The following is a 25459-nucleotide window of genomic DNA, read 5'->3' on the forward strand; positions in this document are numbered from 1 at the left end:
CTTGTCGGACCGAACAGAGAACCTCTGTGCTGAGCGCCCCTGCTGGGGCCCGCCACGGAGGCGTCGATGGGCATGCATGGGAGTTGGGCCGTCGTCTTGCTGCTGCTGTTGCCCGGGGCCGGAGGGGCGCAGGAGGCCGTCACCCCAGAGGACTTCGACGCCACCGTGCGAAGGCTGGAGGAGGCCATCTCCGACAAGTCTTCCGGCGAGGAGGAAGAGGGAGAGGGAGAGGCTCAGCCCGAGGAGGAGTCCTCTGCGTCCGCGACGTCCGACTCGGCACCTCCGATGACGAACCTGCTGCGCATGGACGCGGCGACCTGGACGTTGCTGCCGCGGAGGGGCGCAGGCACCGACGAAGGCTTCGTGCAGGTGGAGCCGATGGTGGCCTTGGGGAGGGGCGAGTCGTTCCGCCTCATTCTCGGGGCGCCGGTACGGCTGCGGCTGTGGGGCGGAGGGGAAGGCGCGGGCCTCGTGAGGCGGGAGGACTGGGACACGCTGTCCGACTGGGGGCAGGTGGTGCGCCTTTTCATGGTGGGAGGGGACACGCCCGACTCGGTGTGGCTGGGGATGATGGAGGGCTACTCCCTCCTGTCAGGGCACCTGGTGCGGCGCTACGGCAACCGCGTCAATCCCGACTACCACCCGGCCGGCGTCATCGCGACGGGCACATTGGGGCCGGTGTACGCGGAGGCCTTCGCTTCGGACGTCTTGAGCGCGCGCTTGACGGGGGCGGAAGTAGCCCTGGACGTGCAGCACGTCCTCTTCGGTCGGCCCCCTGTCCCGGGGCGGTACACGCTGGCGTTGTCGGCAGTGCATGACTGGGGGCGGGTGGGCGGCACCGCGAGGCCCATGACGCTGGCGCACCTGGACGCCACCGCAGTGGTGCTGCGGCGAGGGCGCAAGGGCAAGAGAGTGGAGGCGCACCTGCTGGGCGGGTGGGGCGGACGCCCGGGCGAGGGCGGAGCCTGGGGCGCGGTGGTGGGCGTGGGCGTGGATGCGCTGACGCCGACGGTGGACATGCGGGCCCGTCTGGAGGCCCGCCTTCAGCGAGGAGGCTTCCGTCAGGGCGCCTTCGGCCCGGACTTCGAGTTGGCGCGCTTCCATGTGGCGGGCCCTGCCTCCGTGCCGCTGGCGGAGGCGTCCTTCCCAGAGGGGGCTTCCGCCTACGGGGAGGTGATTCTCAACTGGGACGCGGTGCGGCTGAGTGGCATGCGCCAACGGCACCTCTTCCTCTCCCTGGGAGTGGAGGTCTTCTCCTGGGGCCGAGCGGACGTGGACGGGCGGGTGGAGGCGCAACTCTTCCACCGGAACCTCACGGTGGGCGTCGGCGGACTGGCGACGGCCATGGGCCAGCCCGGAGCGCGCTACGTCGTCTCGGGAGAGGCCCGGTGGCGCTTCCTGGGAGGCAACTTCCATGCACTGGGGCAGGGCGGCACGCTGCTGTTTCCCACGCCGGAGGGGACGCTGCGGCCGGGAGCCTTCGCGGCCGTGGGGCTGGGGGTGGACAATGCGCGCTGAGCGACTGCCGCGTGGCGTGGCGGGCTTGGTGCTGGCCCTGTCCCTCTTGACGTCGGGGTGTGCCTCGCTGCCCTCACGGGCGGGGCTGGGAGTCACCCTGGCTACCGTCTCGGGCGCGACGCCCCTGGTTGCCTTGGGGCGCGGTGCCGTCGCGAGTCTCCCCGAGGACGAGGCGCTCGAGGACTTCGACGCGGCGTCCGCGGGCGGACCGCTTCTGCACCGCCGCCGGGCCACGCCGTCTCCCCCGAATCCCGGCGGAGGAGAAACGGCGCCCCTGCGCGTGGTGGGGGCCCTGGCGGGGGTGTGCGGGGACGTCCCCTCGGGCTGGCCGCACCTGGACTCGGAGGAGGCAGTGCTGGCGCCCTTCCTCGAATGCACCACGCCAGCGGCCTTCCTGGCCTTGCAGCGCCAGGCGGACATGCCCCGGCTGGTGGAGGCCCTCTCGGACTGGAACGCCGTTCGGCTGGGCGCCCTGGGCCCCCTGGAGGCCGAAGCGGCCCGCGTCCTCCTCAAGAAGCGCGCGGCCTTCCTCGCCACCGCCGTCGAGAAGCACGGCCTGGGCAAGGCGGAGGTCCTCGCCCTCTTCGTCCTGCATACCTCTCACGACGACGAGGTGCGGCAGCTCTTGCGCCTGCTGGCCGAGGACAAGCTGCTGAAGCGCGCCCTGGGGGCCATGGAGGTGGTGCGCGAGGAGTTGAAGCAGCGAGGCCTGGCTCTCGCTGAGTTCCCGGAGCGGAGCTTCCGCGGCGGCGACATCGCGCGCGGGCTGGGTCGGGCCGTGGATGACGTCGCGGCCTCCATTCCCCTCGTCGGCGGAAGCCGGAGCTTGGAGGCGTCCGCGCTGCCCGCGCGGCTTCCACCGCCCTACCAGGAAGCATACCGGGAGGTGGAGAACGCCCAATTGCTAGGTGCCTTCGCGCCAGGCAACGTGGCGCTGGCGTCCTTTGACTCCCTCACCTTCGGTCTGCCGCTGGGCTTCTACCACCTGGTGGCGGGGACGGCGCAGGGCGGGGCCTCTCTCGCCAAGGGGGAGTACGAGGAGGCCACGCGGCAGTTGGCGCCCGCGGCCCTCATGGTGGGCTTGTACGCGGGAGGGAAGGGGGCGCGCGCGCTTCGTGAAGCGGGCGTCTCCCGGCTGGAGCGCGCTCGCCTCCAGGCGGTGGTGTCCCGCGTGGAGTCGCTGAAGGCGGTGCTGGAGAGGTTGGAAGCGCGAGTCGGAGAGCGCGGTGTGGGGGCGTTGGCGCGCTACCTCCAGCAGGACCGGGACGCAGCGATTCTGGTGGCGGAGTGGGGCGAGTCGGGCGCGCTGGCGTTGTACGAGGCGCGAGGCAACGTCGCGCAGGCACAGGCCACGTTGGCCGTGAGGTACCGAGAGCCCCCGAGCGCCGCGTCCACCGGAGGGGCCTCCGGGAGAAAGGGCGGTACTCGGCCCTCCATGCCACCCGAGGCGGCTGGACTCCCTGCCGAGGTGGCGGAGGCGAAGTTCAAGCAGTTGGAGGCGGAGTTCCCGGGAGCGCGCCTGACGATGGACGTGGCGGAGCTGACGAAGCACCGCGAGGCTCTGCGGAGGGCCGCTCCTGCCGAAGTCGCCGCGGAGCCCCTCTGGGCCGACTACGTGGCGTACCTGGAGACGCGGGCCGCGGAAATCACGAAGGGGATTGCGGAGAAGGGTCCGCTGAAGTGGGCTGGCTACCAGCTCCTTCGTGACAGGTACGCTCGGGGCCTGGCCTTCGAGCGGAAGATGGTCGCCCTCCTCGAGGCGGACGCGGCCCTGCCGCGGGCGCAGCGGCGGTGGCTCAAGGACTTCGACCAGCCCCGCATCGAGACGCATGTGGGGGTGGCGAAGGCGGACCTGCGCTTCGCGGACGTGCTCGTCATCGAAGATGGGCTCGCTGCTGGTCCGACGCCGCGAGTGGAGACGTTCAGCCTCAAGAGCAGGGACTTTTCGGAAATGGAGCCAAAGGCGCTGGAAACCCAAATGACTACGGATGCAGGCAATGCCTTGAGGTATTACGGCGAGACGCTGGAGATTCGACGGCCCGGGATGGAAATGGAGACACAGGTTCAGCGGGTCCGCCTGATCTACGAGGGAGGAGACCTCAAACCTGCGGAATCCAGGATATTGCGCCCAGCCTTGAGTGGTACACGTGACTCGGTCCCTGGCGTGGAGGTGTCGTTTCAATGAAGCACCTGAATCTATGGGCTTCGAGGACAGAAGATCGCCTCACGCTCTCATTGGAGTCTTCCTTCAACGGTGAGGCTTCAGTTGAAGTCGAAATGGGGCCCTTCTTCGAGACCCTAGAGAAGTATGCGGGCGAATGGATGCCGGACGTTGTCGAAGGGAAGCGTGGTCGGAAGTACTCCCGAACTGCCACCTGGAAGGCGTACGAGGAAGCTCGGGGAGAGAAGACTGCTACCATTGGTCTCTATCGCACGCAGCGGCCCGCGTTGGACATGACCATTAGGCTCAGGTTTCCACCGCTATCTCCCGGGTTGGGGGTCTCGCTCCATATAGAGTCCCTTGGAACGTTTGCGTTGGCGGAGAGAAGCGGTCGCTTTGTGGAGATGGTGCGCGCGTGGGCCTTGCGCTACCCAGTTTCATACGCTTCAGCCCACAGCATGGCTGATGATGAGTTGGCAGGTGCTCCCTATTACGGACGTGACGAGGAGCGTTTACTCAGGGACGGGTTCGACAAGGTCTACGAGGTATCATGGCTCAATGTCTTCGGCCCGAAGCTGGTGGAGACGGTAGGCCGCGAGCGGATGCTCTCTACTCCTGCGCATCTCGTGGAGGAACTGCCCAACGGCTCCGTTCTCCTGGTGCTGCGGCCCACCGCCGCCGACTTCACCAGCGAGGAGGCACGGGTGGCCCAGGCCCGTGCGCATGTCCACCTGCGGCCAGACCTCGACTTCGACACGGTGCTGCGCTCGCTGACAGAACGCAGTGCTGCGCTCACTCCCGTGGAGCCAAACTTCCATTCAGAATTGGCGCCGCTTCTTTCTCGAGTGGTGGATAGGGCCCCGATACATGAGCGGCAGCGGAAGATTGCCGAACTCAACTCCTTCCGGCCGCCGGTGCCCGAGGAGTGGCTCCCAGTCGCCCATCCCTCAGACGTGGCGAATCCTGAGCGCGTCCTCGAATCCTACGCAGACTTGTCCGAAGGTCTCGTGGCCGCGCTGCACACCAAGGTGCCCTCCATCATGGACGAGACACCCGAGTCTCTCACGGACTTGGATTTTTACTTCTGGCGGGAAAACTTCCCGGAGCGGTACACGCGCGAACTCATCGACAGTCACACAGCTCCGGCACTAGGTGCCTACGTGGGGGACGTACTGGTGCGGCGGTTGGGCGGAACGTGGGTGCTGCGGCAGCAGGTGCAAGAGTCTCAGGTGCGTGTTGGAAAGCGCGTCTGGCTACCCTTCCTCCGTGCGCGCCGGTACATGCAGTCCCGCCAGTCGCTCTTGGAGTATTCGCTCACGCAGTTCTTCAGGGAGGCGGAGCGGTACCGAACCTGACCAGGCGTATTCGAGCCAGATGGTGGCAACAGACCTGCTTCGGGAAAGTCCGGTAAGGCTCGGGCTTGGCCCCCGGCGCAGCGGCATCGCTTGAACTTCCGGCCACTACCACAGGGACACGGTTCGCTGGGGTGTGGCTCCCAGCCTGATCATGCTGCGGGCCGAACGTCGGCCCTGTGCGGTGCAAGCGTGAGGTGCATGGCCGCGTCCCACCGCTCCGAGAGCACCAGGGCGCGCAAGTCCACAGGATGTGCTGGCCAGACGCCTCCATCCCGCGGGGGCCAGGGCGCTTCATGCGAAGGGTGACGAGAGACTTGCAGGTGGCCTCCACGTTGCCGCTGCCAATGGGCAGTCCCCGTGCGCGTGCCTCGGCATCGTGCATTCGCTCGCCATGGTCCTCCAGGTAGGTGAGGGACTCGTGCACCGGTTGTTGCCTGGGCCGGCGCGGGCGACACCGTCACCTCCATGGCACCTGGCGGGGGCGCCTGATGCCTCACTTTCTGCCGTCGCTCCCGGTACGCGGCCTGACGCTCGGCGTGTGCATGCCGTCCGTCTCGGGTGCGCTGGTAGCGCCGCCCGGCCGCACGCACCGACTCCGCGCGCGTCCGCACCCCGCAGCTGTGCTCGCAGTAGCGTGCCCTCTGTCACACCGGCTGCACTGCTGGAACAGCCTCCGGCACTCCGGCCGTCCGCTCACCACCAGACGCAACGATTCCACACACACCTTCCCCCGCGCGCCGACTTCTGGCGCGGCGCCCCGGAATGCGCTACCCCTCCCTCACCGGCTCGCCCCTCTCGCACACCAGGCGCGCCCCCAGGAAGGCCCTCCAGGTGTCGCTGGTGGGCCTTCTGACTTTCAGGACACTCGCTGCCCTGGACTCCACCGGCTCGCTTCCCAATCCTCCACTTTTCAGCTGCTCACAGCGCTGCCCCTGGCTGCGCAGTTCTCGACTTCCTGGTCGCCCATGACCAGAAATCCGCGCTTCTTGGTGACCATCAACAGCTGGGGAGCTGAGCTGGCAGGCGTCAGAGCGGCCCGCTCAAACCACGACGCACGAGCCCGGGTCTGCTCCAACCACCGTGCGGGCAGCAGCACAGGGCGTGGTGAGCCGAGCAAGTGTGTCACCGGAACGCATCGACGATGTACGCCGCTGCAACGGAGCCGTCGAGAATGGCCATCCCGGGCTTCGACTCGGGGAGCTTCCGCATCTGGTCGCGGCTCAGCCGGGCCACCGCGCAGATGGGAACCTTGTCACTGTCCGGTGGGTGAGCCTCGTAGTACCGGATCACGACCTGTGGGCCGCTCGTCCAGACCTGCCCGTACAAGCGGGTCGTCGCTTCAAGTGTACCGAGCTCGTCCTTCAGAATGCTCTCAAGGGGTCCGTCGTAGAGAGAGAGGCGCCTCGCGTCGATCTGGTTCGCGTCGAGATCCACCAGCGCCGCATCCCCAACGCGCAGCTTCAGATACCGCATGACTTCAAGCGCCTTCGCCGGGCATTCCTGCGGACCTGGAGTGCCGTCAGGGCGCAGTGCCACGCCGCCGGTCGCTGTGCATCCGGAAGACGTGGCAAGCAGGACGATGGAGCTGAGCAGCAGAGCCTTGGTCGTGGGCATGAACGGCACTTCTACTGCCGAATCAGCGTGTGATCCATCGCCACGGCCACCTGTAGGCGTCCATCGCCACGGAAGAGCTGTAGGGCCAGCGCGGTGAGCCGCCCGTTCTCCGTTTCGAAGGCGCTCTTGTCCACAACGACCGCGATCTTCCCCGATTGGCCGGGAACGATCTCACTTCGATTCATGCGGAGCGCAAAGAGCCGAGCGGTGTAGCTGGTGAAGTCGCGGGTCAGATAGGCACCGTCGAGCTTCCATGGCGCGCCATAGAGGGTGTTCGTCAGGTGAATCACGACCGCCGCTTTGTCAGGGCCCGAAAAGACTTCGACGATCATGTCCATGTCTTCGTTCTTCGAGCGCCAGAACTTCGCGCGCCGAAATGGCGTCTTCTTCACCTGTCCGTTCGCGAGCAGGGTCGCGAAGGCATGATCGACCGAGTTCTCTTCCTTCTTGAACCGCTCGTTCTCCTCGCTCAGCTTGCGCTCGCGATTGAGGGAGTCATAGAGGGACGAGAGGACGGCGTTGTAGCTGTCGGTGTTCTTGAAGACGTTGACCTGGTAATCGATCCATCCCCAGTCCTCGTGGCTCTTGGGCTTCACTAGGAACGTGAACTCCGTCTCGTCAACGAGCGTCACGAGGAGGGGTAGCGCCTCGCCGCTGTCGAGGCCGCGCAGTGGCTCAATAACCACCTTCTTGCTTCCGACCAGCAGGGGCTCGAACCGCCCTTCCCACGCCAAGAGCCGCGTCTTCGTCGGATCGACTTCTGCCTCGAAGCGAAGCGTCGTCGCCACCTGCCAGGAAACGTAGATGGACGGCGCCGCCTGGCCTGGATGGGCCGGCATTTTGAGGGTCCGAATCGTGAGCTTTTCTGCCTCATCCCTGGCCAGTGCCGGGGAAGCAATCAGGACGAGAAGCAGGCCACACCTGAGCAGTGGGAGAGCGCGCATGAGCGGCCCAACATAACAGGGCGGGTATAGGGCATCCAACCCTCGCGCACCTCGCTACTGCTCAGGAGACCGCGAGCGTCAGCCGGCGCTCGCGGGCCTCCGTCAGCGTGTGCGCGTCCAGCAGCACCGCCGTCTTCTCCGGCGGAGACAGCGGCGCCACGTCGTCACCCAGCAGCTTGCGCCGCGCGGAGGCCAGCGCCATGGGCACGGCGGCCGGCGAGGGCTGGGACTCCAGCAGCGCCAGGTGCAGCGCGTGCGCCTTGGCGTCGGAGAGGACGTGGTCCACCGCGTCCCGCACCGGCTCCAGCGCGTGCTCCCCGGCCACCTCTCGCGCCCGCTCCAGCACGCGCGGCGGCTCCGTCTCCTCGGGGATGACGAGCAGGCCCAGCCGCTCCAGCCACAGCCCCAGCGACGCGCGGGACGTGAAGACGGAGAGGGGGATGGACAGCAGCAGGCCGGCCACGACGGGCGACAGCCACAGCAGCAGCCCGGGTGACAGGAAGTACGCCACCGCGGCCAGCCCCCCGCCCACGGTGGTGTGAACAGCGTGCCGGCGGGCGGCCTCGGACCAGGGCAGGTCGGCGTCGTCGCGCTGCTGGCTGGACCACGTCACCTTGTAGCCAAGCAGCGTGCCGAAGACGAAGTGCGACTGGAACAGCATCATCACCGGCGCCATCAGCGTGGCCAGCACGCTCTCCAGCACCACGCTCAGCACCAGCCGCACCCGGCCGCCCATCCGCGCCGAGTCCCGCGAGCTGGCCAGCGCCAGCAGCAGCCCGAAGCACTTGGGCGCGAACAGCATGGCCATGGACACGGAGAACAGCCGCACCGCGCCCGTGGTGTCGAACGCCAGCGCCTCCGGGCCCAGGTCCTCCAGCAGGTGCGGATTGGAGAAGGACAGCCACCCGTCGTAGAGGCCGGCAATCAGCCCGGACATCAGGAACAGCAGCCACAGCGGGGACGCCGCGTAGGACATCACCCCCATCAGGAAGTGGCCCCGGCTGATGGGGTGCAGGCCGCCCGCGGCCACCAGGCTCAGGTGCTGGAGGTTGCCCTGACACCAGCGCCTGTCTCGCTGCGCGTAGTCCAGCAGGCTCGGGGGCGGCTGCTCGAAGCTGCCGCCCAGCTCCGTCACCAGCCACACGGTGTAGCCGGCGCGGCGCATCAGCGCGGCCTCCACGAAGTCGTGGCTGAGGATGTGGCCGCCGAAGGGCTGCTGCCCGGGGAGCACGGGCAGGCCGCAGTGCTGGATGAAGGCCTCCGTGCGGATGATGGCGTTGTGGCCCCAGTAGTTGGACTCACCCAGCTGCCACGCCGCCGCGCCCGCGGCCACCACCGGCCCGTACACGCGCCCGGCGAACTGCTGCAGGCGGGCGAAGAGGGTGCTGCGGCCCACGTTCAGCGGCGGCGCCTGGAGGATGCCCGCGCGCGGGTTGAGCTCCATCAGCCGCGCCATCGTCACCAGCGTGCGGCCGTCCATGAGGCTGTCGGCGTCCAGCACAATCGTGAAGTCGTAGTGGCGGCCCCAGCGCTCGCAGAAGTCCTGGAGGTTGCCGGCCTTCTTGCCCGTGTTGTCCGTGCGGCGCCGGTAGAAGATGCGCCCCTGGCCGCCCACGCGGCGGCACAGGTCCGCCCAGGCGAGCTCCTCGGCGATCCACGCCTCCGGGCGGGTGGAGTCGCTGAGGATGTAGAAGTCGAAGGCGTCCAGCTGCCCGGTGGCCTCCACGGACTCGTAGGTGGCCTGCACGTTGGCGAAGACGGAGGCCGGGTCCTCGTTGTGGACCGGCATCACGACAGAGGTCCGCGCGGTGAGCCGCGTGGCGGACTCCTCCGCCGTGGGCCAGCGCAGGCCGGGCAGCCGCTTGCTCACGGCGAGCTGGAGCAGCCCCGCCACCGCCGTCCAGAAGGACAGGGCAATCCACCCGAAGCACAGCGCGAAGAGCACCAGCAGCACGCCTTCGGGGACGGTGGTGCCGCGCGCGCTCAGCAGGCGGTGCATCTCCCAGGTGCCCACCAGGGTGGACACGGCGGCCAGGCCCAGGACGAAGAGGCGCCGGATGCCGGCGCTCTCCGGGGAGAACGAATGAGCGTGCATGGCGGAACCTCGCGAGCAATCTCCCGGAGCGGGAGGCGACGTCAGCGGGAGATGGACATGTCCGGCTGGCCGGCGCGCAGCCAGCGGCGCAGGCGCTCGCCCAGCGGCCACAGCACGAGCTGCTGCTCCGGCATCAGCGTGGCGACCTGCGCCGGCACCGGCACCGGCACCGCGGCGCGCAGGGCGCGGGACAGCTCTCGCGGCACCGCGTCCCGGGTGAGCACGGTGGCGCCGAAGCGCGCGCCGTCGCTGAGGACGAAGGCGGCGCGGCCACGGGTCAGCAGCCGGCCCTCGCCCACCACGTCCATGTCCAGCACGCGCGTCAGCCACGTCTCCACGCGGGCACGGGCCAGGGCCACGGCGGCCTGCGGCTTCACGTTGGACGCGGTGACACCCTCCAGCGCCCAGGCGGCCAGCGCGGCCAGGTCCTCGGCGGCTTCGAAACCGAAGCCCTGGAAGAAGGCGTCGAGCGCCACGCACGTCTCCGGACGGACCCAGTCGGTCGTCACGGAGGGGCAGGTGTTCGGCGTCGTCACGGAATCCATAGGTAGCTCCAGGTCTCGGTGAGGGTCTCCGAACCGCGCCGCAGGAACGCGCGCAGCTCGATGGGTTCACTGGTGCCCTCGGGCTCCAGCTCGAAGGTGGTGCGCCAACCACCGGAGGGTTCATGGCGCTGGATGGTGGAGCGCAGCACCTGTCCCCTGGCCGCGGTGATGACCGCCTCCACCGGCCCGTCCTCGGCGCGGGCGGTGCGCGAGAAGTCGAGGATGAACCGGCGCGTGGCCGGCGTGACGCCTTCGCCCACGGGCATGCCCGGGGTGATGGCGGAGGTGATGCGCGTCGAGGTGACGACGCCGCCCGTGTTCTCCCAGGGCGACTTCGCGCCCCAGTGCAGGCGGTAGGCCACGCGCAGCGGCGTGCCCGGGGTGAGCGGCGCGTCCGGCACCCAGAAGGCGACGATGTTGTCGTGCGTCTCGTCCGGCGTCGGAATCTCCACCAGCCGCACCGCGCCGGGGCCCCACTCGCCCACGGGCTCCACCCACGCGCTGGGGCGGCGCTCGTAGCGGGCCTCCAGGTCCTCGTAGTTGTGGAAGGCCGTATCGCGCTGCAGCAGGCCGAAGGCGCGCGGGTTCTCCGCGCGGAAGCTGGAGGTGCGCACCTGCCGCGGGTTCTGCAGCGGGCGCCACAGCTGCTCGCCGTCCCTGGACCAGACCAGCAGGCCGTCCGAGTCGTGGACCTCCGGCCGGAAGTCGTCGAACTTCGCGCGGTCGTTCTCACCGAACAGGTACATGCTGGTGAGCGGCGCCACGCCCAGGTTGTCGATGGTGCGGCGTGAGAAGAGGGTGGCCTGCACCTCCATCACCGTGTTCGAGCCCGGGGTGAGGGTGAAGCGGTACGCCCCGGTGATGCTGGGGCCGTCCATCAGCGCGTGCACCACCACCTGGTCCGCGCCGGAGGCCGGGCGCTCCAGCCAGAACTCACGAAACTCCGGGAACTCCTCGGGGCTCGGCTGCGCGGTGTCAATGGCGATGCCCCGCGCGGAGAGGCCGTAGAGGTTGCCCTGGCCCAGCGAGCGGAAGTAGCTGGCGCCCTGGAACACCGCGAGCTCGTCGAAGATGTCCGGGCGGTTGAGCGGGTGGTGGAAGCGCAGGCCCGCGAAGCCGTCCACGCCGCTGCGAGGCAGGGACGCCTTGTTGACGACCTTGCCGTAGCTGAAGAGGTCCTGGGAGAAGCGCAGTGGCCGCGAGCGGCCCGCCTCCACGACGTTCATCACCACCGGGGACTGGAACAGGAAGCCCGGGTGGAAGAACTGCACCTGGAAGGGCAGGCCCGCGTCGCGCCAGTGCGCGCGCTCCGGGCGGAAGCGGATGTCGCGGTACTGGTCGTAGCTGAGCTGCGTGTACGCCTTCGGCAGCGACTTCGGCGGCGCCTGATAGGGCCGGGCCGCCAGCGTCCGCGCGCGCTCCACCACCGTCTGCGTGGAGAAGGCCGTCGTGCCCTTCGTGACCGCGCTCTGGGCCTTGGCCGGCGCGGCCGCCACGGCGGCGCCGCTCGACGCCACCGCCATGGCACACAGCCACGGCGCACCCCGCTTCAACGCTTTCTGCCGCAACGACGTCACGTCCGAGCGCCTCCGAGCGAGAGGTTCCGCCGAACGGCTCCGGTGTCCCGGACCTCGCCCGACCGCACGCTCCGCGTGGACTCGCGGTGCGGCGCGTCAGTGCCTCAGCAACCCGCGTACCAGCCCCGCAGGTCCGAATCCGCCGTCATGAAAATGCCGTGATTCCAGAGGGTTGGGAGCGTCGTGTCACTGGGAAGTCACGGAAAGCACACTCCGCGCATGTCTCCCGTGGACGGCTCCCTGCCCAGCGGCCGGGGGGGGTGGGGAGGATAGGGGCAGGGGGTGGGGCGGCCTGTCCAAATCTTCCACAGGCTGACAATTCGCTATGCGTGCGCGAGCCGTTCCTGGATCAGGGAGAGGAGCTCCCTGCCAGCGAAGGGCTTCTCCAGGTGAGGGCTTGGCACCGACTCCAGGAAGGCGCGGGCCTGAGACGTCACCGCGCCGCCGGTGAGGAAGATGACCCGCCGGGCCTGCTCGGGGTGGCGGGCCTGGAGGGCGGAGTAGAAGTCCATTCCGCTCATGCCCGGCATCATCAGGTCGCAGAAGACGACGTCGAAGCGCTCGCCGGCCTCGATGCGCTCCAAGGCCTCCTGGGCCCGGGTGGAGAGGGTGACGTCATGGTGTGGACGCAGCGTGCGCCCCAGGGCCGTGCAGACGAGCGGCTCATCGTCCACCACCAGCAGCCGGCCCCGCTTCTCCGCGGGAGCGGGCGGCAGCGCGGGCGGTGGGCGCTCCGCCACCCGCTGCGAGGGGGGCAGGAGCACCTGGAAGGTGGAGCCCTTGCCCGGCTCGCTCGTCACGTGGATTTCCCCACCCAGGGCCGTCACCAGCCCGTGGCAGATGGACAGGCCCAGTCCGGTGCCCACGCCGGGCTCCTTGGTGGTGAAGAAAGGGTCGAACAGGCGCGGCAGGTGTTCCTTGGCGATACCGGCGCCCGTGTCCGACACCTCCACGCAGATGCGGCCGTTGCCCGAAAGGCGGGTGACGACGCGGATTTCATGGCGCTCCGGCGTCCCGGAGGGAATGGCCTGGGCGGCGTTCACCAGCAGGTTGAGGAACACCTGTCCCAGCCGTGACTCGTTGCCGACCACGGAGGGGACCGCGTCGAGCTGCTTCACCAGGCGGGCGCGGTGGCGAATCTCCGTGGTGGCCAGGTTGAGCGTGGACTCCAGCACCTGCCGGACGTCCACTTCCGTGCTCTCCGCTGAGTCCACCCGGCTGAACGTCTTCAAGTCCCGGACGATGCTGCGCACCCGGTCGGCGCCCTGCTGGGCCTCGGCGAGCGCGGCCTGGGCGCTGGCCACCGCCTCCGCCAGGCGCGGCTCCACGCTCCGGGTGCCGGTGGGCAGCACGCGGGCGAGCTCCTCGCGCGCGAAGGCCAGGTTGGCGGTGAGGTAGGCCAGGGGGTTGTTGATTTCGTGCGCCACGCCCGCGGCCAGCGTGCCGACGGAGGCCATGCGCTGCGCGAGCATCAGCCGCGCCTGCATCTGGTAGCGCTCCGTCAAGTCGTGGGAGACGGAGACGATGGAGTCCTCGCCGTCGAAGGGCAGGGGGAAGGTGGTGGACTCCACGTGGAGCACGCTGCCGTCGCGTTTGACGAGCCGCCGCTCCTGGAGGGCCGCGCGGCCGGTGCGGAGGGCTTCGTGCATGCGCGCGTCGGCGCTGGCGAAGTCCTCCTTCGGGATGATGTCGGAGATGTGCTTGCCCAGCAGCTCGTTCACGCTCTCGTAGCCCAGGGCCGTGGCGACCTTGAGGTTGGCGTAGCGCACGCGCGCGCTGGTGTCGAAGACGGCCACCAGGTCCGGCAGGCTGCCGATGAGGGTGCGGAAGCTCACCTCCGAGCGGCGCAGGCTCTCCTCCGCGTGCTTGAGCGGGGTGATGTCCGGGAAGAAGGCGATGATGTGGGGCGTGCCGCCGTAGGGCACCAGGCCCATGAAGAGCAGGGTGTGCCGCAGCTCGCCCTCGCGGGTGCGGTACTGCGCGTCCACGCCGCGCACCGTGCCGTGGCGGCGCAGCTTCTCCACGATTTGCGAGCGGTCCACGGGCGTCTCCCACAGCGCCAGCTCCACCGTGGTGCGCCCGATGACCTCCTCGCGCGTGTAGCCGAAGAGCTCGAAGTAGGCTTCGTTGGCCGCCACCACGCGGCCTTCGGTGATGGTGGTGATGGACGTGGGGACGGGGCTGACGGCCAGCAGCGTCTCCTTCAGGTCATCTCCGAAGGGCAGGTCCTTGCGGCCCTCGCGCCGGACGAAGCGGCGGCGGGCCAGCTCCAGCCGCAGCGCCAGCTCCTCCTCATCCACGGGCCACGCGAGCAAATCATCCGCGCCGGCTTCCAAGGCGGGCCGCAGTGAGCCCAGCGCGCCCCGGTGGCCCAGGAGCAGCAGCACCGACTCCTCCCCACCGGGCAGGCTGCGCAGCGCACGCACCAGCGGGACGCGGGAGGTGTCCGTCCGGGCATCCACCATCACCAGCGCGCACGTGCCGCTGCGCCACGCGGCGGGCACGTCCGCCTCGCGCGTCACGGTGACCACCGTGTGCCCTTGCGCTCGCAGCCAGGACTCGACTGGCGCCAGGTCCGCCCCTCCCCCCTGGGTGACAATCAGGACCCGCATGGGACTCCTCTTGATGACGAACGCGCATCGTTGCACGACGTCTGCTGTTGTAAAAGACGGGTGCCGTGCCGGTGTGGCGTGGAGGTGACGAAGCGCCCGGGCTGCTACACTGGCTTGCAGGACCGGTGGAGACAGGGGGAACTCATGGAACGGCGGGGCTTGGACGACAAGACGGCCATCGAGCCGCGGAAGCCACCCCCGTTGCCGGTGCAGGTGCCTCGGCGGAACTTCGAAGGGCTCTTCGTCCATGCGCTGAAGCCCACGGGGTCCTTCGCCCAGTCCTTGAGAGACATTGGCTACGACATGGAGGCGTCGCAGGAGTACTACCCGCTGGCGGTGTGGCGGGCGGCGCTGGGGGTGGCCCGCCGCCATGTCTGCGTGGGGCTGCCGCCCGAGGCCGCCAACCGCGTCCTGGGGCACCGCTACGTGGAGGGGTTCGCCCTGACGCTGGTGGGCCGCATCTTCGCCACCGCCGCGCCCCTGCTGGGGACGGAGCGGTGTCTGACGCGACTGCCCACCTATCTACGGGCGGGGCGTGAGGACATGAAGATGCTGCTGGAGCCGGTGCAGGCGGGGGAGTGGCGCATCCGCGTCGTGGACCCGGACCCGCTGCCGGACTTCGTCGCCGGCGTGGTGGAGGGCGTCCTGCTGCGCACCAAGGTGTTGCCCCAGGTGGAGGTGCTGGAGCGGCAGGCGACGGGGTACACCCTGCGGGTGCGCTGGACGGACGCCTGAGCGGGCCCGCGGGCCCGCTCAGGCGTCCGCTACACCGCCAGCCAGGGAGGCGAGTCACCGCGGGTTCTCCCTCAGTTGTGATTGGCGGCGAAGTGTCCAGTCGTTAAACCTGCGACCCGTATGCACAAGACTCACCTCGTTGGCGCGCGGACGCACAACCTGAAGGACCTGTCGGTCGACCTCTCGGAAGGGGAGTTCGTCTGCGTCACCGGCGTCTCTGGCGCCGGCAAGTCGAGCCTGGCGCTCGACACCCTGTATGCCGAGGGGCAGCGGCGCTTCGTGGAGAGCTTCAGCCCGTATGCCCGGCAGTTCCTCGAGCGGCTGGAGCGGCCGCCCATGGACGCGCTGGAGCCCGTGGCCGCGGGCGTGGCCGTGGACCGGCGCGCGCCCGTGAAGAGCTCGCGCTCCACGGTGGCCACGCTGGCGGACGTGGAGCCGTACCTGTCCGCGCTCTTCACCCGTGAAGCCGTGCCCGTCTGTGGCACCTGCGGCGTGGAGGCGGTGCGGACGGACGCGCGCGTGGCGGCGGCGGCGGCCATCCGCGAGCACGCGGACGCGCAGGCCATCCTCACCTTCCCGCTGCGCATCCCCGACACGGCGGCCTTCCTGGACGCGCGGGCCCGGCTGCTGAAGGACGGCTACCACCGGCTGATGGTGCAGGGCGAGGTGAAGGCGCTGGAGTCACTCCGTCCCGCCGAGGCGACCGACCCGGCTGGAGTCGCGCGCGTGGTGGTGGACCGGGTGAAGCTGACGAACGCGCAGTTGTCGCGCGTGACGCAGGCCCTGGAGGACGCGTGGAGCCGCGCGGACGGCGAGGCGCACCTCTTCGTCCCCGGCCAGGGCGTGCCCCAGCGGCTGCGGCGCGGGCTGGTGTGTCCGAAGTGCGCGCGGGAGTTCGAGGCCGCGCGGCCCGGCCTCTTCAGCTACCAGTCGCCAGTGGGCGCGTGCGCCGCCTGCCGGGGTTTTGGCCGCACCATCGGCATCGACTGGGGCAAGGTGATTCCCAACCCCGAGCTGAGCCTGTCCCAGGGAGCCATCCGTCCCTGGTCCGGCCAGTCCACCACGTGGGAGCGCGGCATGCTCCAGCGCTGGTGCAAGGCGCGGGGGATTGCGTGGGACAAGCCCTGGGGTCTGCTGACGCCCGAGCAGCGCGAGTCGGTGCTGGAGGGCGAGGGCGACTACGACGAGGGCCGCGCCTATCCGGGCGTGCGCGCGTGGTTCCGGTGGATGGAGGGCCGCACGTACAAGATGCACGTGCGCGTGCTGCTGGCGCGCTATCGCGCCTATACGCTGTGCGAGAGCTGCGGCGGCGGGCGCCTCAACGCCCAGGCGCGTGCGTACCGCGTGGGCGGGTTGGATTTGCCGTCGTGGCACCACCTGGAGCTGACGGACGCGCTGGCGCGGCTGGACGCGCTGCGCACCACCACGGGGCAGGGGGAGTTGGCGCGGCGCGAGCTGGCCGGCCGGCTGCGCTACCTGCAGCGGGTGGGCCTGGGCTACCTCACGCTGGACCGCCCCGCGCGCACGCTGTCGGGCGGCGAGGCGCAGCGCGTGTCCCTGACGGCCGCGCTGGGCACGTCCCTCACCGGCGCGCTCTTCGTGCTGGACGAGCCCACCGTGGGCTTGCACCCGGGCGACGTGCCGCCGCTGACGGAGGCCATCGCGGAGCTGGCGGAGCGGGGCAACATCGCGCTGGTCATCGAGCATGACCCGCTGGTCATCCGCTCGGCGCACCGCGTGCTGGAGCTGGGGCCCGGGGCTGGGAAGCAGGGCGGGCGGCTCGTGTTCGATGGCACGCCGGAGGCCCTGGCGAAGCAGCAGGACCTGCCCACGGGGCGGCTGCTGGCCGGCGTGGAGGAAGAGGCGCGCGCGCCGCGCCCGCGCACCGGCGCGGTGGTGATTCGGGGCGCCCGCGAGCACAACCTGAAGGACCTCACGGTGGAGGTGCCCCTGGGGGTGCTGTGCGCGGTAACGGGGCCCAGCGGCTCGGGGAAGAGCACGCTGATGGACGAGGTACTGTACCGGCACCTGGCGCGGCGGCTGGGCGTGAAGGACGTGGAGGCGCCCGGCGCGGTGGACGCGGTGGAGGGCATGGAGGCGGTGGAGGCCGTCACCCTGGTGGACCAGTCCCCGCTGGGGCGCACCTCGCGCGGCAACGCGGCCACGTACACCAAGGCGTGGGACCGGCTGCGCGAGCGCTTCGCCTCCGAGCCCGACGCGGAGGTGCGCGGCCTCTCGGCGGCGCACTTCTCCTTCAACGTCGACAAGGGCCGCTGCGAGGCCTGCTCGGGCGAGGGCTACGAGACGGTGGAGATGCAGTTCCTCGCCGACGTGGCGCTGCTGTGCGCGGTGTGCCGCGGCCGGCGCTTCAAGGAAGAGGTCCTGGCCGTCCGCCACCAGGGCTTCAGCGTGGCCCAGGTGCTGGAGATGACAGTGGACGAGGTGCTCCAGCACTTCGGCGGTGACGCGGCGCTGAAGCGCACGCTGGGCCCCGTGGCGCGGCTGGGGCTGGGCTACCTGCCGCTGGGGCAGCCGCTGTCCACGCTGTCCGGCGGGGAGGCGCAGCGCTTGAAGCTGGCGCGGGCGCTGGCCAGCGAGGCGCGGGGCACGCTCTTCCTCATCGACGAGCCCAGCGCCGGCCTGCACGCGGAGGACGTGCGCCACGTCATCACCGCGCTGCATGCGCTGGTGGACCTGGGCGCGAGCGTGCTGGTGGTGGACCACGACGTGGCGGTGATGAAGGCCTCGGACTGGGTCATCGACCTGGGGCCGGTGGGCGGGCGCGATGGTGGCCGGCTGGTGGCCGAAGGGACGCCGGAGGACGTGGCGCGCGGCAAGGGCGCCACCGCGCAGGCGCTGCGGGGCGAGCGCAAGCCGCTGGGCCGCGCGGTGAAGCTGCGCAAGCCGGGCAAGGGCGAGGTGCCGGCCATCGAGGTCGAGCACGCGCGCGAGCACAACCTGCATGACGTGTCGTGCCGCATCCCGCTGGGGAAGATGACCGTCGTCACCGGGCCGAGCGGCTCGGGCAAGAGCTCGCTCGTCTTCGACGTGGTGTTCGCGGAGGGCCAGCGCCGCTTCCTGGAGACGCTGAGCCCGTACGCGCGGCAGTTCCTGCCCTCCATGCCGCGTCCGGACGTGGAGCGCATCAGCTCGCTGCCGCCGTCGGTGGCGCTGGAGCAGCGCACCTCGCGCGCGGGGGCCACCAGCACCGTGGCCACCGTCACCGAGGTGGCCCACTACCTGCGCCTGCTGTTCGCCAAGCTGGGCGAGCCGCACTGCCCGAAGGACGACTCGCCCATCACCTCCGCGTCGCCGGACGCGCTCTTCGCGCAGCTCACAGGGATGAAGGGCGAAGGCACCTTGCTGGCGCCGGCGGTGCGCTCGCGCAAGGGCACCTACCTGGACGTCTTCGCGGGGGCCGCGCGGGCGGGAATCTCGCGGGCCATCGTCGACGGGAAGCTCGCGTCCACGGATGACCCGCCGCGCCTGGCGAAGACGCGGGAGCACGACATCGACCTCGTCATGTACGAGGGCAAGCTGTCGAAGCTGGACCGCGAGGTCTTCGAGAAGGCGCTGGGCTGGGGCCAGGGCGCGGTGAAGGTGGACGCCGGCAAGGGCGAGACGCTGCTGTCCACCGAGCGCACCTGTCCCAAGTGCGCCGTCGCCGTGCCGGAGCTGGACCCGCGCTGGTTCTCCTTCAACACGAAGCAGGGCCGCTGCGAGTCGTGCGAGGGCACCGGCATCCAGGGCGGCGCCGAGGCGATGGCCGAGGGCGAAGTCGCTCCGTGCCGCACGTGCGGTGGCAGCCGGCTGGCCCCCGTCCCCCGGGGCGTGCGGCTGGAGGGCGCGCGCTACCACGAGGTGGTGCAGGCGTCCGTGGCGTCCACGCTGACGCGGGTGCGCGGCTGGAAGTTCAAGGGAGACTGGGCGCTCCTGGGCGAGCCGTCCCGTCAGGAGCTGCTGCGCCGCATGGAGTTCCTGGAGCGCGTGGGCCTGGGCTACCTGTCCCTGGACCGCAACGCCGCCACGCTGTCGGGCGGGGAGATGCAGCGGCTGCGCCTGTCGGCGCAGCTGGGCGCGGGCCTCACCGGCGCCATGTACGTGCTGGACGAGCCCACCATCGGCCTGCACCCGCGTGACACGCACCGGCTGCTGGACAACCTGCGCGCCCTGGTGGCCACGGGCTCCACGGTGCTGGTGGTGGAGCATGACTCGGACACCATCCGCGCGGCGGACCACCTGCTGGATTTGGGGCCCACCGGCGGCCGGGGCGGCGGGCACATCCTGGCGGAGGGGCCGCCGGACGTGGTGCTGGAGAGTGATTCGCCCACCGCGCGCGCGTTGAAGGAGGCGCAGGTGCGGCCCCCCTCGGGCCGGGGCGAGGCGAAGCAGTGGATTGAGCTCAAGGGCGCGCGGGCCAACAACCTGAAGCGCGTGGACCTGCGGCTGCCGGTGGGGCGGCTCAACGTGGTGTCTGGCGTGTCGGGCTCCGGGAAGAGCACGCTGATTCGCCAGGTGCTGTACCCGGCGCTGCGCGAGAAGTTGGATCGCGTCACGGCGAAGCCCGGCCCCTTCACCTCGCTGCACGGGGCGGAGGCGGTGAAGCGCGTGCTGTCGGTGGACCAGTCGCCCATCGGCCGCACGCCGCGCTCGGTGCCGGCGACGTTCCTGGGCATCTGGGACGAGCTGCGCCGCGTGTTCGCGGCCACGCCCGAGGCGAAAATCAAGGGCTTCTCGCCCACGCGCTTCTCCTTCAACTCGGCCAGCGGCGGCCGGTGCACCGCGTGTGATGGGCAGGGCGCCATCTCCCATGAGATGTCCTTCCTCCCGGACGTGGTGACGCCGTGCGAGGCCTGCAACGGCGCGCGCTTCGACGCGGCCACGCTGGAGGTGCGCTACCACGGGCTCACCATTGGCGACGTGCTGCGCCTGTCCGCCGACGAGGCCAAGGACGTCTTCAAGGCGCTGCCCCGCGTGGCCGCGCCGCTGGAGTGCCTGGCCGACCTGGGCGTGGGCTACCTCCAGCTCGGCCAGGGCTCCAACACCTTGTCTGGCGGCGAGGCCCAGCGCTTGAAGCTGGCGGCCGAGCTGACGGCCTCCGCCCGGCACGAGCCCACGCTGTACGTGCTGGACGAGCCCACCACCGGCCTGCACCTGGGCGACGTGGAGAAGCTCATCACCTTCATGGGCCGGCTGGTGGACCGCGGCGACACGCTGGTGGTCATCGAGCATCACCCGTCCGTGATTGGCGCGGCGGACCATGTGGTGGAGCTGGGGCCCGACGGGGGCGAGGCGGGGGGCCACCTCGTCGCGGAGGGCACGCCTCGCGAGGTGGCGAAGCAGAAGACGCCCACCGGCCGGGTGCTCAAGTCGCTCTTTTCGGGCGAGGACACCCGCGCGCGTGCCGCGGCGCGGCGTGCGTGAAACGAGGGGGCGACTGGGGCATCCTGGGGAGCGGCATGAAAACCCTCCCCCTGTTGACCCTGGCCTCGGCGCTGGTCCTCTCCCCGGCGCTGGCCGCGGCGCCGAAGCCTGTCCCCGCGAAGTCCGAACCCACGAGCGAGAAGAAGCCCATGTCCTTCCATGACCTCTCCGCAAACCGGCTTGATGGCAAGCCGGAGAAGCTGTCCGGCTACCTGGGCAAGGTCGTCCTGGTGGTGAACACCGCGTCGGAGTGTGGCTACACGCCGCAGTACGCCGGACTGGAGAAGCTCCACCAGGAATACAAGGACAAGGGCCTGGTGGTGGTGGGCTTTCCGTCCAATGACTTCGGCGGCCAGGAGCCGGGCTCGTCGGAGGACATCAAGAAGTTCTGCGAGCTGCGCTTCAAAGTCACGTTCCCCATGTTCGAGAAGGTGAAGACGAAGGGGGACGGCCAGTCGCCCGTCTACGCGTTCCTGTCGCGGCACCACCCCGCGCCCAAGTGGAACTTCCACAAGTACGTGGTGGGCAAGGACGGTCAGGTGAAGGCCGGATTCCCCAGCGCGGTGACGCCGGACAGCGCCGAGCTGAAGGCGGCCATCGACAGCGCGCTCGCGCAGCCGTAGTCCTTGAGAGGGCGCGTGGGGGCTGGCCCTCTGGTCCCCGCCCTGGTGGCATGCGGCCCTGGCTGGCGCCCTGGCATGGGCGCCGGTGGGGGCTCACCCTGAATGCCGACTCGGCTTGAAGGGAGGCCTCATGGACACCCGGGACACGGCGTGGCCGCCGCTGCCGCTGGAGGCGTGGAAGGACACGTACGCCACGCTGCACCGGTACACGCAGGTCGTCGGCAAGGTGAAGCTGGCGCTGACGCCGCCGCAGAACCACTGGTGGAACGTCGCGTTCCGCGTGACGGCGCGGGGCATGACGACGGGGCTCATCCCCTTCGGAAATGGCGCCTTCGAGGTGGACTTCGACTTCCGCTCGCACGAACTGCACGTGCACGCCAACCGTGGGACCTCCCGGGTGATGGCGCTGGAGCCCCGGCCTGTCGCGGAGTTCTACCGGGACTTCATGGCGACGCTGCGCTCCATGGGCATCGAGGCGCGCGTCTGGGAGCAGCCCGTCGAGATTCCCGACGACACCACGCCCTTTGGTGAGGACTGGCACCACGCCAGCTATGACGGTGAAGCCGTGGAGCGCTGGTGGCGGGCGCTGCTGCAGGCCACGCTCGTCTTCGAGGAGTTCCGCGCGCGCTTCACCGGCAAGTGCAGCCCGGTGCACTTCTTCTGGGGAAGCTTCGACCTGGCGGTGACGCGCTTCTCCGGCCGTCCCGCGCCGGACCGTCCCGGGGCGGACCCCATCACCCAGGAGGCGTACTGCGAGGAGGTCAGCAGCGCGGGCTTCTGGCCCGGCATGCAGGCGACGGGCGGCGCGGCCTTCTACAGCTATGCGGCCCCGGAGCCGGAGGGCTTCGCGCGCGCCAGTGTGCGCCCGGCCAAGGCCCGGTACGACGCCCACATCAAGGAGTACCTGCTGGCGTACGACGACGTGCGGCGCGCGGAGGACCCGAAGGCGTACCTGCTCGACTTCCTCCAGAGCACCTATGCGGCCTGCGCGGACCTGGGCGGCTGGGAGCGGGAGCGCCTGGAGCGGCCGCTCATCGTCCCCGAGTCCCAGCGCGCGTCCCGCGCCGTGGAGGAGGGGACGGCCGCCGAGCAGCCAGCGCCTTGACGCCTGGCCTCGCGGAGCGCGTCACCGCGAGGCCGGTGCGCGTGCGGGGCCTTCACTTCGCCTTGGGCGGGAAGCGCTCCAGCACGTCCTTCACGGACTCCTCCAGCCGCTGCTGCTGCTGCGCCGTGCTGGCGTTCTCGTCCAGCTCCGCCTGGGCCGTGCCGCGCCAGACGAGCTGCCTGGACCGCGGGTCGACGATGTCGAGGATGAGCGAGCCCTCCTCGTACTCCCGCAGCTCCGTCTGCGGCATGGTGACGGCGCCGCCCGCGAAGAAGGGGTCCGTGAAGGGGCCGCCCCAGGGGTAGCCGTAGTAGGCGTCCACCGTCTCCGCCTTCAGCGCGTTGTGGATGGCGCCGTGCCAGCCGATGAGGAAGTCCGGGTTGGCGGTGGACTCCACCTTCTGGTAGCCGCGCGCCAGCAGGTAGCGGTCCACCGTCTGCTCGACGCGCGCGCCGACGATGGGGTTGTAGACGCGGTCGTCCTTGCCCGTGGGCTGCGGGAGCCAGGCATAGGTGCGGAACCCCTCCAGCTTCTGCGCTGCGGAAGGGTCATAGTGGGTGTTCACGTCGACGCTGGAGCACGCGGCGAAAGCCAGCGCCAGCAGCGGTGGGGCAATTCGGGTGAGCAGCCGCAAGGAAGCCTCCTCGGTGGCGGCGCGGTGCGCGCCGCTGCCTCCCTGACGGTAGCCACGGCATGGCGGGGCCCGCCGGGCGGGATGCCCGGTCCTCCCCGGCTTCGGTGCTAATCCTTCCCGGGCGCTCGCTTCATCTTCTGGCGGCCCTCGCCGCGCGCCAGGGTGAGCGCGAGCCGGGCGCGCTTCTCCTGGGGCAGCGTCTTCGCCAGCGTCAGGTACAGCTCCTTGTCGAGCGCCGCGATGCGCTCGCGTGCCTCGAAGGCCCCCAGCGCCGCCGCGTCCACCTGCGCCAGGGCCTCGCTGTCGCCTCGCGCCGCCCGGTGGAGGATGCGCGCCGCTTCACGCACCTGCTTGCGCAGCGGGCGCCGGCGCTCGTCGAAGCGCTGCAGCGTCTCCTCCAGCTTCAGCGCCTGCGCGTTGTCCAGCCCCAGGACCTCCGACAGCTCCAACACCTGCCGCAGCCGATGCCGCTGCTCCGCGCGCTCCAGCCGCTCCTCGAAGCGGGCCTCCCGCCCGGTGGGCGCGGCCACCGCCACCCAGGGCAGCAGGGCCAGCATCATCACCGCCATCCGCGTTCGCACCCTCGTCGTCACAGCGTCTCTCCCACATCGAAGTCGAGCGCTTCGTCCCAGCCCTCGGAGTCCTCGAGCAGCACCGCGTCCAACGGCTCCAGCCCCGCCCAGGCCTCGATGGCGGCCATCGTCTCCGCGTCCAGCTCCTCGGCGTCGGTGGCGGGCGCCGCCGTCGCCGTCACGGGCGTCTCCGCCGGTCCCAGGCCTGGCAGCCGCCACGCGCCGGGCACCAGCAGCACCACCGTCACCGCCGCGGCGGTGGCCACCAGCGCGCCCAGCGTCTTCAAGCCCAGGCCCTGGCGCCGGGCGCCGCGCCGCCACTCCGACAGCGTGCGCCGGGGCAGCTCCTGGAGCTCCGTCTTCTCCTGGGGCGACAGCGCGGGCAGCGCCACCAGCGAGAGCAGCTCCAGGGAGGACGCGAGCGCCTGCCGGCACCCCTCGCAGCCCTCCAGGTGCTGAATGAGTCCGAGCGCCTCGTCGTCCTCCAACGCCCCCGCGGCGTGCAGGTCCAGCCGCTGCTCCTGGTCAGGGCACGCAGTCATCAGTGCTTCTCCTCGGGTGCGCCCACCCGCGCCCTGAGGCGCTTCATCGCATGGTGGAACTGCACCTTCGCATTGTTCTCCGTGATGCCGAGCGTCTCGGCGATGTCCTTGAACGGCAGCCCGCCGTCCACGCGCAGCGTCAGCACCTCGCGCTGGCGGCGGGGCAGGGTGAGCACCTCGGCGCGCACCTGCCGCTCGCGCTCGGCCCGCTCCAGCCGCTCTTGCGCGGACTCCGACGGGTCCTCCACCACGTCGTCCGGCCCGGAGGCCACCAGCACCGGGCGCCACCGCTGGCCCTGACGGACGTGGTTCTTCGCCAGGTTGAGCGCGATGCGCACCAGCCAGGCCCGGAAGGGCGCCGGCCCCGAAGGCGTGAAGCGCCCGAAGAAGCGGCGCGAGGCCTCTAGCGCCCGCAGGAAGGCGCTCTGCACCAGGTCCGCCGCGTCCTCGGGGCGCGTCACGTAGCGGCGCACCAGCGAGAAGACGAGCGAGCGGTGCCGCGTCACCAGCACCTCGAAGGCCGCCGGCTCACCCTCCAGGAAGGCGCGGCAGAGCGCCTCGTCCGGCGCGCGCTCCAGCCCCGCCCGGGCCATGCGCGCGGGGAGGGACACCACCCGGCCGCCTGTCTCCCTGATGCTCACGTGGCTCCAACCCCGGACGGAGATAAAGGTTAATTTTGGCCGATTTCCGACAGTGATTTCTGGTTGTCCATGGATTTCAAGTTATCAGCCCAGGAAACGTGCCTTCCCGGGTTGATGGCGGGCAGTCCACGCGGGGACAATGGGTGGGCGGTTGTTACCTGGGACGGGGGCATGTTGACCCAAGGAACTGGCTCACGCATCAAGGGGGGCGTGCTCATCTCGCGGCTCAACATGCTGCGCCAGCACGGTGGGCAGGTCGGGGTGGACGCGGTGCTGCGGCGGCTGCCCGCGGAGGACCAGGCGCTGCTGCGGAAGATGCTGCTTCCCGTTAGCTGGTATCCCCTGGAGCTGAACCTGCGGTTGGACGCGGCCATCGCCGGGGTGATGTCGCCCGAGGACAAGGACCGGGCCTTCCTGGAGATGGGGCGCGCTTCCGCCCACGAGGCGCTGCATGGCCCGCAGCACGTCTTCGTCAAGGCGGGCCAACCGCACTTCCTGCTGAGCCAGGCGCCGAAAATCTACCGCTTCTATTACGCGGTGGGCTCGCGCACCTATGAGCAGACAGGCCCATGCGCGGCGGTACTGCGGACCTTCGGCGCGGAGAGCGTCACCGAGCCGGACTGTCTGACCATCATCGGCTGGCATGAGCGTGCCATCGAGCTGTGTGGCGGCCGAGCCGTGCGCGTCACCCACCCCATGTGCAGGGCTCGGGGGGCACCGCACTGCGAGTACCACTGCGCGTGGGAGTGAGCGCCCGCCGGA

At 70.4% G+C, this 25459-nt stretch carries 18 protein-coding genes and 2 pseudogenes; 8 read left to right on the top strand and 12 right to left on the bottom strand.

Going from position 1 to position 25459, the window contains the following annotated elements:
* The first annotated feature begins 66 nt into the window (after positions 1–66).
* The 3 genes from KGD87_RS01035 to KGD87_RS01045 are packed head-to-tail and all read left to right on the top strand — an operon-like array spanning position 67 to position 5034.
* Entirely contained in the window at positions 67–1518 is a 1452-nt protein-coding gene (locus KGD87_RS01035) for a hypothetical protein (RefSeq protein WP_284665726.1), read from the top strand.
* Positions 1508–3703: a hypothetical protein gene (locus KGD87_RS01040; protein WP_284665727.1), complete on the top strand. Its 2196-nt coding sequence runs from the start codon at positions 1508–1510 to the stop codon at positions 3701–3703. The genes KGD87_RS01035 and KGD87_RS01040 overlap by 11 nt, the downstream gene beginning before the upstream one ends.
* Complete coding sequence (locus KGD87_RS01045) at positions 3700–5034, top strand: hypothetical protein (RefSeq protein ID WP_284665728.1); 1335 nt, start codon at positions 3700–3702, stop codon at positions 5032–5034. Before KGD87_RS01040 ends, KGD87_RS01045 begins: the two co-directional genes overlap by 4 nt.
* 83 nt (positions 5035–5117) lie before the next feature.
* On the opposite strand, the pseudogene KGD87_RS37020 reads toward KGD87_RS01045, so the two are convergent.
* The 8 genes and pseudogenes from KGD87_RS37020 to KGD87_RS01080 form a co-directional block, all read right to left on the bottom strand.
* Positions 5118–5162: pseudogene (locus KGD87_RS37020) on the bottom strand (SEC-C metal-binding domain-containing protein); the annotation flags it as partial.
* A 21-nt stretch (positions 5163–5183) separates the two neighbouring features.
* A pseudogene (locus KGD87_RS01050) lies at positions 5184–5464 on the bottom strand (ISKra4-like element ISMfu2 family transposase); the annotation flags it as partial.
* Positions 5465–6156: 692 nt separating this feature from the next.
* Positions 6157–6648, bottom strand: coding sequence for a serine/threonine protein kinase (locus KGD87_RS01055; RefSeq protein WP_284665729.1), 492 nt, complete (start codon positions 6646–6648; stop codon positions 6157–6159).
* A gap of 11 nt (positions 6649–6659) precedes the next feature.
* Positions 6660–7592: a DUF2381 family protein gene (locus tag KGD87_RS01060; protein ID WP_284665730.1), complete on the bottom strand. Its 933-nt coding sequence runs from the start codon at positions 7590–7592 to the stop codon at positions 6660–6662.
* Between the two features lie 61 nt (positions 7593–7653).
* Entirely contained in the window at positions 7654–9687 is a 2034-nt protein-coding gene (gene mdoH, locus KGD87_RS01065) for a glucans biosynthesis glucosyltransferase MdoH (protein WP_284665731.1), read from the bottom strand.
* 41 nt (positions 9688–9728) lie between these two features.
* On the bottom strand, positions 9729–10232 hold the full coding sequence (locus tag KGD87_RS01070; RefSeq protein WP_163784662.1) for a hypothetical protein: 504 nt from the start codon (positions 10230–10232) through the stop codon (positions 9729–9731).
* Entirely contained in the window at positions 10220–11809 is a 1590-nt protein-coding gene (locus KGD87_RS01075; RefSeq protein WP_284665732.1) for an OpgD/OpgG family glucan biosynthesis protein, read from the bottom strand. The genes KGD87_RS01070 and KGD87_RS01075 overlap by 13 nt, the downstream gene beginning before the upstream one ends.
* 323 nt (positions 11810–12132) lie before the next feature.
* Positions 12133–14421 carry a PAS domain S-box protein gene (locus KGD87_RS01080; protein WP_284665733.1) on the bottom strand — a complete coding sequence of 763 codons (2289 nt, stop codon included), beginning with the start codon at positions 14419–14421 and terminating at the stop codon, positions 12133–12135.
* Positions 14422–14565: 144 nt separating this feature from the next.
* On the opposite strand from KGD87_RS01080, the gene KGD87_RS01085 reads away from it, so the two are divergent.
* The 4 genes from KGD87_RS01085 (at position 14566) to KGD87_RS01100 (ending at position 22308) form a co-directional block, all read left to right on the top strand.
* Entirely contained in the window at positions 14566–15156 is a 591-nt protein-coding gene (locus KGD87_RS01085) for a DUF2378 family protein (RefSeq protein WP_284665734.1), read from the top strand.
* 120 nt (positions 15157–15276) lie between these two features.
* Complete coding sequence (gene uvrA / locus KGD87_RS01090) at positions 15277–20580, top strand: excinuclease ABC subunit UvrA (protein WP_284665735.1); 5304 nt, start codon at positions 15277–15279, stop codon at positions 20578–20580.
* A 35-nt stretch (positions 20581–20615) separates the two neighbouring features.
* Positions 20616–21203 carry a glutathione peroxidase gene (locus KGD87_RS01095; protein ID WP_284665736.1) on the top strand — a complete coding sequence of 196 codons (588 nt, stop codon included), beginning with the start codon at positions 20616–20618 and terminating at the stop codon, positions 21201–21203.
* A gap of 130 nt (positions 21204–21333) precedes the next feature.
* Positions 21334–22308 carry a DUF5996 family protein gene (locus tag KGD87_RS01100; protein ID WP_284665737.1) on the top strand — a complete coding sequence of 325 codons (975 nt, stop codon included), beginning with the start codon at positions 21334–21336 and terminating at the stop codon, positions 22306–22308.
* Positions 22309–22360: 52 nt separating this feature from the next.
* On the opposite strand, the gene KGD87_RS01105 is transcribed toward KGD87_RS01100, so the two are convergent.
* The 4 genes from KGD87_RS01105 to KGD87_RS01120 form a co-directional block, all read right to left on the bottom strand.
* Entirely contained in the window at positions 22361–22942 is a 582-nt protein-coding gene (locus KGD87_RS01105; RefSeq protein WP_284665738.1) for a DUF4136 domain-containing protein, read from the bottom strand.
* A 107-nt stretch (positions 22943–23049) separates the two neighbouring features.
* Positions 23050–23535: a hypothetical protein gene (locus tag KGD87_RS01110; protein ID WP_284665739.1), complete on the bottom strand. Its 486-nt coding sequence runs from the start codon at positions 23533–23535 to the stop codon at positions 23050–23052.
* Positions 23532–24056, bottom strand: a complete 525-nt coding sequence (locus KGD87_RS01115) for a zf-HC2 domain-containing protein (protein WP_284665740.1) — start codon at positions 24054–24056, stop codon at positions 23532–23534. Before KGD87_RS01115 ends, KGD87_RS01110 begins: the two co-directional genes overlap by 4 nt.
* Positions 24056–24697 (bottom strand): RNA polymerase sigma factor, encoded by a 642-nt coding sequence (locus KGD87_RS01120; protein WP_284665741.1) that lies wholly within the window; start codon positions 24695–24697, stop codon positions 24056–24058. The genes KGD87_RS01115 and KGD87_RS01120 overlap by 1 nt, the downstream gene beginning before the upstream one ends.
* Positions 24698–24868: 171 nt before the next feature.
* Between KGD87_RS01120 and KGD87_RS01125 the strand changes: the two genes are divergently transcribed.
* Positions 24869–25447, top strand: coding sequence for a TIGR02265 family protein (locus tag KGD87_RS01125; protein WP_284665742.1), 579 nt, complete (start codon positions 24869–24871; stop codon positions 25445–25447).
* Positions 25448–25459: the final 12 nt, after the last annotated feature.

Origin of the sequence: Myxococcus sp. SDU36, from assembly GCF_030168875.1 — a bacterium.
GTDB lineage: Bacteria > Myxococcota > Myxococcia > Myxococcales > Myxococcaceae > Myxococcus > Myxococcus vastator.